The following is a 13,226-nucleotide window of genomic DNA, read 5'->3' on the forward strand; positions in this document are numbered from 1 at the left end:
CGTCCTAGTATAGCGTTACACCAAAACTGTAACGTCATGGAAGAGAAGCAAGTAAATCAGGTTTATATAAAGCGAACTCAGAAGGATTATACAATGTCCTTCAAGCTTCAAGTGGTCGCTGAATTGGAAGAAGGCAAGCTCTCCGTACAGGGCACTTGTGACAAATATGGTATTCAAGCCAAATCTACTGTTCGTGACTGGTTGCGAAAATTTGGTAACTTGGACTGGTCCAACACCCCCCCTTAAAAATGTCGAAAACCCCTGAGCAAAGAATATTGGAGCTGGAGCAAAAAGTCAAGCTGCTGGAACGTCAGAAGCAAACCCTAGAGAAGCAGGTAGAACGAGCTGACAAGAAGATCATTCTCTTTGATATGATGCTGGAGATGGCAGAGAAAGAATATAACATCCCGGTGCGAAAAAATATATCCCCCGAGTAATCGAGGGCAGCAACATTGAACACGGTTGGAGCAAGGTTGAATGTTGTGAGTTACTCGGGGTAAACAGGCAGTTTTATTACAGATGTAAGCAGGAGCAAAAGAAGCGGGAAGCCCTAACGGTGAAGGTATTGGAGCTAGTGACGCAGGTACGCATGCGACAGCCTCGCTTGGGTGTGCGCAAACTGTACACCATCTTGGAACAGGAGTTAAGGACTCTTGATGTAGGAAGAGATTGGCTTTTCGATATCCTCAGGGCTAACCATATGCTGATAAAGCCTCGCAGAAGATATCACGTGACCACCAACTCACATCACCGTTTCCGTAAGCACAAGAACCTGACGCAACACTTGGAGGTAAAGCGCCCAGAGCAGCTTTGGGTGGCTGATATCACCTACATAGGCACAAGGCAAAACCCGATGTACCTGGCTTTGGTCACGGATGCTTATTCCAAAAAGGTTGTTGGCTATGATGTATCCAACAGCTTAAATGCACAAGGGGCTATCCGGGCATTGAAAAGGGGACTCCAGCAACGGGAATACCCTGCAGAAGCCTTGATCCATCACTCCGATAGAGGGTTACAATATTGTTGTGATGATTATCAAGAAATGCTGGACGACGCACAGGTAACCTGTAGCATGACTGAGAAGTATGATCCTTATCAAAATGCAGTAGCTGAACGCGTAAATGGCATCCTTAAGCAGGAGTTTATAAGAGGAATCCAAATCAATGATATCCAACTTATGAAGAAAATAATCAAGCAGAGTATAGACATCTACAACACGGAAAGACCCCATTTATCATGCAGGGTGAAAACGCCAGAATACATGCACCTGCAAAGAGAGATAAAGATTAAGACCTATAAAAAAGAAAACCCACCAGCACTTGAGCTAGTGGGATCCATATAAAGTTGTATCATTGTAAATCTGTAACGCTATTTCAGGACGTCACAGCTTTATAAAAAGAAACCCCTTCAATATCAGCTGAAAGGGTTGTTGTTTTTTTAGAAAGGTAGATCCATATCTCCTAATATCTTATTGGTAGTGTATTCTTCAGGTAAGGGATATTGAGTACGTGTTGCTTCTGTTAGTTCTCTAATCAATTGACTTTGGTGATTTAATTTACTGAAAAAGTATTCCCAAAACCGTTTAAACTCAGGTGTGTTAATATCATTTCTGAAATGCATGGCATGGCTGAAGTAAGCATAAGCAAGGTCATATTTATGATAGCGAATAGCTTCTCGGCATTTTTGATAGTAAATGTCTGCCATTTGGTTGCTGTATAATTCCTTGTTCTGTTCGAATGAGGGAATCCGTTTGATAAACTTCTGAACAGTAGGAGAGGCTTTAATGGACTCAAAACGTATAGGAGATAGTAATATAAGGTCGTTCAATGAAGTAGCCCTACTGAGGGCAACATAAACCTGTCCAGTATCAAAAGCTTTAGCTGTATCTATTATTAACTTCTTAAATGTTAGTCCCTGACTTTTATGAATAGTGATTGCCCATGCTAGTTGTAATGGAAATTGGGTAAAAGTTCCAATGACTTCCTCTTCAAGTATCTGAAATTGGGTATTCCAGTTGTAACGGATATTACGCCACGTACTTTTTGTGACCCAAATAGGTTCCTTGTTTTCAGGTTGAACCAAAACCTGATCGTGTTTTAGTTTTATAACTGTACCAGTTAGACCATTGTAGTAGCCATATCGTGTGCTATTTCTGGTAAACATGACTTGAGCACCAACCTTTAGCTGTAGCGTTTTTGGAACAGGATGTAATTCCTCATTGAAAATACCATCGACAATACCATCGTAGGTATAACCTTTTCCCCTTAATTTTAATAACTCTGTATTGTTCCATTGGTCTGCATCAGACCGGTGTGTTACTAATCTAACATATTGCCCTTTTTTTTCAGGTGAAAGTGATGGCTGAACTCTGGAATTGAGGGTTTTCAAGTCAGTGACTGTAGGGCTGCCCACCCTTATTCGGTTCAGGATATTAATAAATGACTGATCCTTTTGTCGGTAGACCTTTTCAAGTTCTATGCAGATGGAGTTACATGATTGAAAAGCTGTTGATAGAAAAAATGAAGTACCTGTGTAATGCTTCTTCAGTAATTGCTGGGTTTCTGTATTGTTTATAGGAGGAAGTTGGAATGGATCGCCAACCAAAATGACTTGAACACCGCCAAAAGGTTTATCTCGCTCTCTTCGAAATACCCGTAATAGTTTGTCAATCGCATCAAGTGTATCGGCTCTGACCATAGAAACTTCATCAATGATCAACAGTTGCAAGTTTCGGATAATCTCTTTTTTGGATAAACTGTATTTAAAAGTATTCAGAATGGCAGTTTTGTCTGGATCATTAGCGGGTGCGAAAACCCTGAACCTCTTGTCATCAGGTAGTAATGGACCAAATGGTAACTGAAAGAAGTTGTGTATGGTCATACCACCGGCATTAACAGCAGCAAGTCCGGTAGGTGCCAATACCAGTAAGTTTTTGTGGGTGTTTTGTCTGATATATTGTAGGAAAGTGGTCTTGCCACTACCTGCTTTACCTGTCAGGAACAGGTTGCGGTCAGTTTCTTTAATAAAGGATATTGCCAACAAAAAAGCAGGGTTGTGGTTGTCAGGTTGAAAGGTGCTGTTTGTCATGATGATATATAATAGGTTGAAAATAAGGGAAGATGAAAATAATCATTCGAGCCGACTCGAGGAGGGAAGGTACTATAGGGTAATGCTATAATCTTACATGCGTATTAAAAGGCAAGATATTATGGGTTAGTCTATTTTTAAGAGGTGAAAGGAGAGTGGGAGTTTATTGATGTTAAAAAATGTAGAAAAAATATAACCATATTAACTATTGCTGGACAGTGAATGTTAAATTGACCAAACCCTTCACAAAATTACTATACATAAACTAATTATTAACGACAATGAAGAAGCTGTTTTTAATAGTACTGTTGCTTTGGATGGGAGGATGCTCTAAAGTTCCAATAACAGGCAGGAATCAGATTACACTGGTATCTAATAGCGAAATTTTGGCATTGAGTCAGCAGAATTATAAAGAAGTATTGAAAGAAAGCAAGCTTTCCAATGATGCTGATAAGGTAGCACAATTGCGAAAAATCGGAAATAAGATTTCGGCAGCAGTTGAGGAGTATTTGAAAAGTAAAGGCAAAGGTGAAATCCTTCAAGGATATAAATGGGAGTTTAACCTGATAGAAAGTGAACAGCAGAACGCATGGGCAATGCCAGGTGGTAAGGTGGCTTTCTATACAGGGATATTGCCTGTTTGTAAAAATGAGGATGGAATTGCCGTGGTAATGTCTCATGAGATTGCACACGCCATCGCTCAGCATGGTAATGAACGAATGTCACAGCAGATGGTAGCCCAAGGTTTAGGTACTGCCTTAGATGTGGCACTAGCCAACCAGTCTTCACAAACAAGGTCTGCGGCAATGGCTGCTTTTGGAGCTGGCGCACAAGTAGGGGTTTTGTTACCATATAGCCGCAAGCAGGAAAGTGAGGCTGATATATTAGGGTTGTACTTTATGGCAATGGCGGGGTATAACTTGGATGAAGCACCTGAATTCTGGAAACGCATGGCAGGCTCGGGAGGTCAAGCTCCTCCTGAAATCCTTTCAACTCACCCTTCAAATGAAACTAGGATTAAGCAAATGGAAGAAAATATTCCAAAGGCGAGAGAATATGCCAAAACGCATTAATGCTCGGTAGTTAGGAATAACACTTGGCAGAAATGGTAATAGAGTCAAAAAACCTCAGCAATCGCTGAGGTTTTTTTGTGGGTAATGGTTTGCGTTGGGCTTCATCTCCTTACTCCCTGCTTTCAGTGACTGAAAAGTAGAATGTAGGAATGAGGGGTTTTTGATGAATATTTCGTTTAAGGGTTTTTACGAACCCTATTTTTTGTAAAAAATTACTTTTCAGTTAAAAAATGGGTTTGAAAATGACTTAAAATTACAAAAAGTGAATATTTATATGAAAAATAGGATAAAATTTAAACTACTATTTGGTTGTTTAAGTATTTTGTAATAAAATTGGATATGAGTTAGGAAAATCACTAAAAACAGTGATGTATTTTGATAAAATGTTAACTGTACAATTAATGGATTGAATATCCATCTGATATATTCAAAACTCAGCCAATTCAATTATTACTATGTGTGTTTATGCTCTGAATTAATTACCAAAACATTACTGGAGCTATTAATCATTCTAAAACCCTTGTAAATAATGTACAACGCTTTCTACTTTTTACTAGACGCAGCCGTGCCAGCAATGCAGTTGGCTGCCAATACAGTAGCTGACGCCGCTTCAGCTGTAAGTACCACTTCAGCAACTGATACAGCAGCAACCGCAGCTGTTGCTACCGCAGAGGAGGTTCAAATGATTAGCCTCACAGCCAACAACGTATGGATGATGGTAGCAACTGCTCTTGTCTTTATCATGCACTTAGGATTTGCTGGAGTAGAGGCAGGATTTACACAGTCTAAGAATACTGTAAACATCCTGTTTAAGAATGTACTTACATTTGCGATCGGCTTGCTGTCTTACGCATTTATTGGATTCAAACTGATGTACCCAACAGTAGCAGATCCAAACGGATTCCTGAACTGGTCAGGAATTGGCATCGGTATGGGTGCTGACTACGTGTCAGGAGCTTATGCGGATGGACACTATACTTACTGGACTGACTTCCTGTTCCAAGGTATGTTTGCAGCAACTGCCGCAACAATCGTATCAGGTGCAGTAGCAGAACGTATCAAAATCAGTGGTTACCTGATCTTTACTTTGATTTTTGTAGGTGTAATCTACCCAATGGTAGGTATGTGGCACTGGGGCGGAGGCTTCTTGGCTAGCATGGAAACTCCTTTCATTGACTTCGCTGGTTCTACACTGGTTCACTCTGTAGGTGGCTGGGGTGCATTGGCTGGTGTGTTGATCCTAGGTCCACGTATCGGTAAATATGTAGATGGCAAAGTAGTAGACAAACCAGGTTCAAGTGTGCCTTTGGCTACAATCGGTGTGTTCTTGCTGTGGTTAGGCTGGTTCGGTTTCAATGGCGGTTCTGTATTGTCTGCTGATCCAGAAGGAACTTCACTTGTACTGGTAACAACTTGTTTGGCAGGTGCGGCTGGCGCAATTGGTGGCTACGTAGCAGGATACTTTGTGTTCAAAAGACTTGACCTTGGCATGGTGCTGAACGGTATCCTTGCAGGTTTGGTAGGTATCACAGCTGGTGCAGACATCATGTCTCCAGTAGAGGCAATCATCATCGGTATGATCTCAGGTGTGTTGGTAGTACTTGCTGCGAAAACGCTTGACAAACTGAAAATTGACGATTGTGTGGGTGCGATACCTGTACACCTTGTGTGTGGTATCTTCGGAACACTGGCTTGCGGTATCTTCGGTGCAAAAGCAGGTGTTGACCAGTTCCTTACTCAGCTGATCGGTGTAGCAGCTTACGGTGCGGTATCATTCTCTGTAGCATTCCTGATCTTCAAACTGCTCGACGTGACAATGGGTCTGAGAGTATCTGAACAGCACGAGCTGGAAGGTCTTGATAGCCACGAGCACGGTATGAGAGGTTATACAATTACTTTTGACGACTAATCATATATAACAAAGAGTTGCACTGTAATGGTGCAACTCTTAACATCCAAAACAAATCATAATCAAAAGCCTAATTAAAGCTGTTAGCTCTCACAACTTTTCATAACAGTTTTACAGGTTCCGAAAGCAATCTCTGTGTATACTGAAGCGAATTTTAAAAACCCGAAACAAAGTGGTGTTAAACGCATCATAAACCTTCAAAAAGTACTTCCTTCAGATCTTGTTAAAGTTAAAACCTACTGCTGATAGATTTTGACAGCAAAACGGTAAAGTGTTTCTGGTAAAAGTATCAGAATTAACAGTAGGAATTAACAAAGTCGTTTCTATTCAGAAGCGGACACAGTACTCCTTTGTCTTTATTTTCAATTCGTTGATTAATAGTAGTCTTGGAGGAAGAAAGGAGCTGTAGAGAAATACGCTATTATCAAAGGATTAGAATAAACTAAGGAGTGTAAAAAAAGAAAGCTGCCAGTCTCTCACCCCTGGCAGCCAAACATCGAAAGCCAAAATGTTCACTCTTAAACTTTCTTAGTTATGTGCAAAATTACACGTTTGTTCTTTGTTTTCCTAATGACATCTATAATTTCTACTGCATGGGCGCAGGAAGAAGAAGCGCCAAAACTTCAGGTTTCAGGTGCAGTAGATGCATATTATAAATATGACTTTGGCAAAAGCCCAAATGCTTATACAAGTTTTACTGATTCGCATAACTCGTTTCAGTTAGGTATGGCGAACCTGATCCTCTCTCAGCAAGTAGGGAAGGTAGGTTTTGTGGCTGATCTTGCTGTTGGTCCACGTGCAGATGCTGCCAATGGATATGTGAGTGAAGATGGTTCGATTAGCTCACTGTCCTTGATCAAGCAGTTGTACATGACGTATTCACCAACAGATTACTTAACAGTTACAGCTGGTAACTTTTCCACTTTTGTTGGATATGAGGTGATTGATGCTAACGGCAACTTCAACTACAGCACTTCTTACCTGTTCTCCAATGGTCCGTTTTACCATACAGGTGTTAAGCTGGACTTTGATTTGGGGAACGGTGTAAGTGCAATGGCTGGTATCTTCAATCAGACGGATACGAAGTTTCAGACCATTGACCCTAAGTTTTATGGCTTGCAGTTAGGTTATGCGCCAGAAGATTCTGGACTGGCACTATACCTGAACTACCTATACGGTAATCAATCAGGTGATGAGGACGTAGATGATATCGTGTCTCAAATTGACCTGACTGGTACTTATCAAGCGACAGACGCTTTTATGATAGGTTTGAACTCAAGCTATAAGAGCAATACAATTGAAGGAATGGAGGGTAATTACGGGTTCTTTGGTACTGCATTGTACCTGAACTATGCAATTACAGAAAGCTTTGGCCTTGGTGCGAGAGGAGAGCATTTTGAAATGTACGGTGGAGAGGATGAAACAGGTAGCGCGCTGTCAGAAAATGTGATGGAGTTTACGTTATCTGCAAATATCAAGCAAGGTCCATTGACAATCATTCCAGAGTTTAGATTCGATAAAGCATCTGTAGACATGTTCTCGGATGCGGACGATAACCCAACAGATGCGGCGACAAGTTTTCTTGTAGCTGCCTACTATTCTTTCTAAGCAAGTGTGTTTTGGTTCTACTCTGCCTGGTCGCATTAGCGACCAGGGAGTTTTTACACCTTGATAGGAAAGAAATGTGTATGAAATTAAGAAAACAGGGTTTATTCAAGCCCTGTTTTTTTGATATAAGGTATTATAAGCCGTGTTATGGGTTTTGTTTTAATCCCATTTTTAGGAAAAGTGTTGTTTTATTGAGGAATAATACTCATTTTTGAACCGTGTTAAGAACTATGTGTGTTATTTCAAGGTGATCTCAACCGTTTTTAGACAGTTAGGTCACACACAATGCTTAGAAATTAAAATCTACATTAAGATTATCTTCAAACGCTGTATCCATGACAAATCTTAGACTGAATGCCGTTGAAAAGGCGCTGGCTAGAACTACTAAGTCAGTTGACGTACCTTCAAACAAGATTTCTGATTACTTTGGTGATGACTGCTTCGATCTGAAAAAATTGAAAGCAGCTGTTACACCTGCTGTATTCGAACAAGTTCAAGCTTCTATCGAAAAAGGAGCTAAAATCGATCCTGAAACTGCTGACGCTGTAGCTGCAGCTGTTAAGGAGTGGGCGGTTGCTAAAGGTGTTACACACTGTACGCACTGGTTCCAGCCATTGACTGGTTCATCAGCAGAAAAGCACGATGCATTTTTCGATTCAAGAAAAGGTGTTGAAATATTCAAAGGTTCTACTCTGATACAGCAGGAGCCTGATGCATCTTCATTCCCTAACGGTGGTATCCGTTCTACTAACCTTGCTAGAGGTTATACTGGTTGGGATCCATCATCTCCATTCTTTATTGTTGAGTCTACATTGTGTATCCCTACGATCTTCGTATCGTTCACTGGTGATACATTGGATTATAAAATGCCATTGCTGAAAGCTCAGGAAGCAGTTAGCAAAGTGGCTGTTGAAGTATGTAAATACTTTGACGAAGAAGTAACTGCTGTTAGCGCATCTTTGGGTTGTGAGCAGGAGTACTTCCTAGTTGATAAAGCGTTCTACGCTGCAAGACCTGACCTTTACATCACAGGTAGAACACTGTTCGGTGCTGCTCCTGCGAAAGGTCAGCAGTTGGATGACCACTACTTTGGTTCAATTGCACCAAGAGTGTACGCATTCATGAAAGACTTCGAGATTGCGTGTCTGAAATTGGGTATTCCTGTACAGACTCGTCACAACGAGGTAGCGCCAGGTCAGTTTGAGGTGGCTCCTTTGTTTGAGGAGATCAACGTTGCTGTTGACCACAACCTGCTGATGATGGATGTAATGCAGAAAGTTGCTGACAAGCACGATCTGAAAGTGTTGTTGCACGAGAAGCCATTCAAAGGTCTGAACGGTTCTGGTAAGCACAACAACTGGTCACTGATCACAGATAACGGCAGAAACCTGTTTGATCCAGAAGGAAGCCTTTACTTCCTGACATTCTTGGTGAACACAGTTAAAGCTGTACACAAATATGGTGACATCATCAGAGGTTCAATCGCTTCTGCTGGTAACGATCACCGTCTGGGCGCTAACGAAGCACCTCCAGCAATCATGTCAGTTTTCTTGGGTTCTACTTTGACTGAGTTCTTGGACAAAGTTGAGGCTACAGGTGAGCTGGTTTACGAAGATGGCGAGGACAAATTCATGCAGTTGGGTATCGAGAAGATTCCTTCACTGAAATTGGATAACACTGACCGTAACCGTACTTCTCCATTTGCCTTCACAGGTAACAAGTTTGAGCTGAGAGCTGTAGGTTCTACTCAAAACTCAGGTACTCCAATGGCTATCCTGAACTTGGTAGTAGCAGAGCAGTTGACTCAATTCAAAGCTGAAGTTGATGCCCTTATCGCAGGTGGGAAAGACAAAGAAGAGGCTATCAGAGAAGTATTGATTACTTACATCAAAGAATCTAAGGCTATCCGTTTCGAAGGCGATGGTTACTCACAAGAGTGGGTAGAAGAAGCTGAAAGAAGAGGTTTGTCTAACGTGAAAGATACGCCAAGAGCACTGAAATTCCTGGTAACTGAGCAGGCAATGGAAGTATTTGCTAAGCACGGTGTATTCAGCCACAAAGAAATTGAAGCGAGATACGAGGTTTGGACTGAGATCTACAAGACTAAACTGGATATCGAAGCTAGAACAATGGAGTCTATCGCTCTGACTAAGATTATCCCTGCAGCTTCTCGTTACATGGGTAAATTGGTTGAGACTGCAGCTGTTGCAAAGAGCATCGGTATTGAGTCTAGAGGTCTTGTGAAGACTATCGAGGAGGTTGCTTACCAAATCGACGTGTTGAAAGAAGGTGTTGCTTCTATGGCAACTGATCTTGATCGCATCGAAGAAATGGGTGACGTTGTTGAGCAGGCTATTGCTTTCGCTGACACTGTAAAAGGTGTACACTTCGAGAAAGTAAGAGGTGCAGTTGATGCGCTGGAAGCATTGGTTGACGATCAGGAGTGGCCATTGCCAACTTACAGCGAAATGCTGTTCCTGAAGTAAGATTAAACCACTTGCCGAGATTTCGGTTTGTGCAAATCATAAAACGGAGGCTGATACAAATGTATCAGCCTCTTTTGTTTTACCGGATAATGAATTTCTGAGTGCTTTGTTGTGTATCGCTATGATAGTTTAAGAGATATACGCCACTCGGTAAATTGAGTTCTTGTTCTCCTGATGGAAGAATAATGATTTTTTCCCCCATCAAACTTCTAATTTCAACCTGACCTGAAGCACTCTGTGGAGTAGTGATCTGGATATTCCCGTTGGAAGGGTTCGGGAATACCTGTAGGATGGTGGAATTGATACTATTGGCTTCAAAACCGCTGACCTCAATACTTCTGACATACCTTTGAAGCAATGTACCTGTACCATCAGCACCAGACCATGTTTCTATCATCAGCTCAAACGTGGTCGAAGGTGGGGTGAATGGTAGTAAATCACCATTGTCTTTACCTGTAAGGCTATAAGGGGCTTCATTTTCAACCTGAACAGTATTGCCATTGATTTTAAAGACGACACTTCCTACAGCCACTTTTGGGTTTACGACAACCGTCTGGTTGGGAGTGGAACTGAAGTCGATAGGGAAGCGGAAACCGACAAGATCATTGTCTTCCAGCAAGCCGATGTTTTGTTGTTGATCGGTGTCAAAAAGGAAGGTTTCTATATCGTATTCTTGCGAGTATTCAGCCGTAAAGCCTAGAAGAGAAAAACCTGTCAGAATTCTTTTGCCATTTTCTGCCTTATAAGTGGCAAGGTAGTAAGGATTACTGTTTTGGTTGAAATATGTATCAGGTCTGTCAGAAAAGAAGTCATATGGAGCATTTTCAAAGAGTCCTTGACTGAAACTTTTTGAAAATGTCAGAAGAAGATCACTGCCATTTTGTAATTCGGCACGTATGATGTATTCCCCTTCAGCATTGGTATTAGGATCGAAATACTGACTCAGGTTTACTGTTTGGGCTGCTTCAATTGGCTGTCCAACCTGTATGTGCTCTCCAAATAGGGATCTGATCATCAGATAGATTTCAGATTGAGCTTCGGGATACTCAGGTGAATTGATTATATCAAAGTCCCATAAGATATCAATTGGTTCATTAATCAGGTAACCACCATATGCCATATAATGACCATCAACGAAAGGAAAAGGCAGTATATTCCCTTCTCCGTCTTTATGTTGGACAGGACCGTAACCTAATGGGCTGTGGAGTTCGACGGATACATTCGTGATCGGGTCTTCACCTTTGTCCAGTTCAAAATAGTAGCTTCCTGAGCTGAACTGGCTAAGGTCCAATGTGAAGCCAAAACCTGTTGGGACCTCTGTCAGCCTTTCACCCGTGGTTGCATCTACCAAATATAGTCTAGGGTGAGATGTCTCATTGAATACAAGAAATGTCAATGGGGTTGAAACGGTTTCTCCTACTATTTCACCTGTTCCATTCGCATCGGTATAGGCAGTTGCTTTTATATCATAGATACCAGGTTCTAAAGCCTCACCGATTGGCTGTCCGTTGTTGTCGCCAAACAGGAAATAAGGAGTTGTATTCTGAATGCTTTTGGCTACAGAAACCCCATTGCTGAAGACATTTTTCCTTAGTACCAGTTCCGTTTCAATACTTCCGACACTTCCTGATGGAATTACTTCAATGTTGAAAAGATTTTCAGTGAAGTCTGACAGTGTAAAAGTGGAACCACTTGGGGCAGTTACCGGTATGGTAACGGTACTGTTGTCAGGAGCGTAGGCTACCCTTGCAGATAGGGCAACTGGGGTAGGAGGAATATTCAAAATTGTGCTGAAAGTAATGGTTTTTTCAGCAACAAGGTTGCCTTGAAGGTTACTCTTGCTATATGCCTTTGCCGTGAGGGTGTAACTGCCGGGAGGTAGCGTTCTGACATTGAATTTGCCGTCATAGTCGCCAAAGAATGTATAAGGGATTGTGTTTTCTGTTCGGCTTGAGCCGTTGAAGATCAGTTGCATACTATCTACACCGTCAGGCATGTTGGTTTTGAGGTAGAATTTTGTCTCTGCCAGATCCGGAAAGTTGGCAAGGTTGAATATATCACCATCAGATACCGAATAGAGATTATGCCTGACATCTTCTATAAGTGAGAAATTGATCTTGTCAGAAGAAGGTGGAGGTGTGGATGAATTACTTACATTGAAGCTTAGCTGCTTTTTCCCAATTGCATTTCCCGATGCGTTGTCAGCACTATAGACAGTAACTTCCAATTGGTAGCTTCCTACATTGAGAGACTGTGCGTTCAATTTGCCATTGACATCTCCGAAAAGGGCATAGGGGACGACATTTTCGGTTTTTATGGAGTTGTTTAACTTGAATTGAACACTCTGGCTTCCTTGCAGGTTATTGGCAATTATATTGAAAGAGTTGCTGGGGAACTGAGATAGGTCAAGTGTGTAGTTGTCTTCTAACTGAGCAATGATGGTGTTGCTGGGAACATGGATTAAACTTAATATTACTTCGTCCCCATTTGGTGGAGGTGTATCATCTTTGACGACCGAAAACTGAACAGTAGTCTCTCCCAAAAGTGTTCCTGAGCCATTGATACCGCTGAAAGCCTTTGCCGTAATCATATGGGAGCCAAGTGAAAGTGATTCACCATTGTAATTGCCATTACTGTCTCCAAATAATGCATATGGAGAGATGTTTTCAAAAGGACTTGCATTCCCATCATAGATCAGTTGGACACTGCCAGGGTTGAGGCTTTCAGCTACTGCCCGAATACTAAATGTATTGCCAGGAAAATCGCCTTGGTTAAGGGTCGCCCCATTTGTCAGTGCGCCAGTCTCGGTATCAGTATCAGACCTGACAAGTTGAAGTGTGATATCAGATGACTGTGACTGTGCCCAAAAGGGTAAGGAGAATAGCCATAAGACCATTAGCGTAGTAATCAGTTTCATTGTGTCAATGTTTTGATTTGAACTGTTTGGTTAAACCTGTGGAAAAAGCATATTAGAGAGCCGTCAGGTTCAAAAAGTACCCACTTCGTGTGCTGTGGATTAGTATATCAATGATGATATGAATTGTTTATGCTGTGTTAAAAAAG

The 13,226-nt window shown here is 41.6% G+C and carries 9 protein-coding genes; 7 read left to right on the forward strand and 2 right to left on the reverse strand.

The window, feature by feature from the left end:
• Positions 1 to 36: 36 nt before the first annotated feature.
• The 3 genes from V6R21_RS09275 to V6R21_RS09285 are packed head-to-tail and all read left to right on the forward strand — an operon-like array spanning position 37 to position 1,342.
• The gene (locus V6R21_RS09275; protein ID WP_408612980.1) at positions 37 to 246 is read left to right on the forward strand and encodes a transposase; all 210 of its coding nucleotides are present in this window, start codon (positions 37 to 39) and stop codon (positions 244 to 246) included.
• 2 nt (positions 247 to 248) lie between these two features.
• Complete coding sequence (locus V6R21_RS09280) at positions 249 to 437, forward strand: hypothetical protein (RefSeq protein ID WP_334243011.1); 189 nt, start codon at positions 249 to 251, stop codon at positions 435 to 437.
• Between the two features lie 14 nt (positions 438 to 451).
• Positions 452 to 1,342 carry an IS3 family transposase gene (locus V6R21_RS09285; RefSeq protein ID WP_334244919.1) on the forward strand — a complete coding sequence of 297 codons (891 nt, stop codon included), beginning with the start codon at positions 452 to 454 and terminating at the stop codon, positions 1,340 to 1,342.
• Positions 1,343 to 1,437: 95 nt separating this feature from the next.
• Here V6R21_RS09285 and V6R21_RS09290 read toward each other — a convergent pair whose 3' ends face one another.
• Positions 1,438 to 3,087: an ATP-dependent DNA helicase gene (locus V6R21_RS09290; RefSeq protein ID WP_334243013.1), complete on the reverse strand. Its 1,650-nt coding sequence runs from the start codon at positions 3,085 to 3,087 to the stop codon at positions 1,438 to 1,440.
• A 281-nt stretch (positions 3,088 to 3,368) separates the two neighbouring features.
• Between V6R21_RS09290 and V6R21_RS09295 the strand changes: the two genes are divergently transcribed.
• The 4 genes from V6R21_RS09295 (at position 3,369) to V6R21_RS09310 (ending at position 10,163) form a co-directional block, all read left to right on the forward strand.
• Positions 3,369 to 4,160 (forward strand): M48 family metallopeptidase, encoded by a 792-nt coding sequence (locus V6R21_RS09295; RefSeq protein ID WP_334243015.1) that lies wholly within the window; start codon positions 3,369 to 3,371, stop codon positions 4,158 to 4,160.
• A gap of 529 nt (positions 4,161 to 4,689) precedes the next feature.
• The gene (locus V6R21_RS09300; RefSeq protein WP_334243017.1) at positions 4,690 to 6,069 is read left to right on the forward strand and encodes an ammonium transporter; all 1,380 of its coding nucleotides are present in this window, start codon (positions 4,690 to 4,692) and stop codon (positions 6,067 to 6,069) included.
• A gap of 570 nt (positions 6,070 to 6,639) precedes the next feature.
• Positions 6,640 to 7,677 carry a porin gene (locus tag V6R21_RS09305; RefSeq protein WP_334243019.1) on the forward strand — a complete coding sequence of 346 codons (1,038 nt, stop codon included), beginning with the start codon at positions 6,640 to 6,642 and terminating at the stop codon, positions 7,675 to 7,677.
• A 335-nt stretch (positions 7,678 to 8,012) separates the two neighbouring features.
• On the forward strand, positions 8,013 to 10,163 hold the full coding sequence (locus tag V6R21_RS09310) for a glutamine synthetase III family protein (protein ID WP_334243021.1): 2,151 nt from the start codon (positions 8,013 to 8,015) through the stop codon (positions 10,161 to 10,163).
• 79 nt (positions 10,164 to 10,242) lie between these two features.
• On the opposite strand, the gene V6R21_RS09315 is transcribed toward V6R21_RS09310, so the two are convergent.
• Positions 10,243 to 13,080 carry a T9SS type A sorting domain-containing protein gene (locus tag V6R21_RS09315; protein WP_334243023.1) on the reverse strand — a complete coding sequence of 946 codons (2,838 nt, stop codon included), beginning with the start codon at positions 13,078 to 13,080 and terminating at the stop codon, positions 10,243 to 10,245.
• Between the last annotated feature and the right edge of the window lie 146 nt (positions 13,081 to 13,226).

Origin of the sequence: Limibacter armeniacum (assembly GCF_036880985.1) — a bacterium.
GTDB lineage: Bacteria > Bacteroidota > Bacteroidia > Cytophagales > Flammeovirgaceae > Limibacter > Limibacter armeniacum.

Excerpts from the sequence above, each read along its gene's own strand:
- V6R21_RS09275 (WP_408612980.1), top strand. The coding sequence starts at position 37 with ATGGAAGAGAAGCAAGTAAATCAGGTTTATATAAAGCGAACTCAGAAG.
- V6R21_RS09280 (WP_334243011.1), top strand. The coding sequence starts at position 249 with ATGTCGAAAACCCCTGAGCAAAGAATATTGGAGCTGGAGCAAAAAGTC.
- V6R21_RS09290 (WP_334243013.1), bottom strand. The coding sequence starts at position 3,087 with ATGACAAACAGCACCTTTCAACCTGACAACCACAACCCTGCTTTTTTG.
- V6R21_RS09295 (WP_334243015.1), top strand. The coding sequence starts at position 3,369 with ATGAAGAAGCTGTTTTTAATAGTACTGTTGCTTTGGATGGGAGGATGC.
- V6R21_RS09300 (WP_334243017.1), top strand. The coding sequence starts at position 4,690 with ATGTACAACGCTTTCTACTTTTTACTAGACGCAGCCGTGCCAGCAATG.
- V6R21_RS09305 (WP_334243019.1), top strand. The coding sequence starts at position 6,640 with ATGACATCTATAATTTCTACTGCATGGGCGCAGGAAGAAGAAGCGCCA.
- V6R21_RS09310 (WP_334243021.1), top strand. The coding sequence starts at position 8,013 with ATGACAAATCTTAGACTGAATGCCGTTGAAAAGGCGCTGGCTAGAACT.
- V6R21_RS09315 (WP_334243023.1), bottom strand. The coding sequence starts at position 13,080 with ATGAAACTGATTACTACGCTAATGGTCTTATGGCTATTCTCCTTACCC.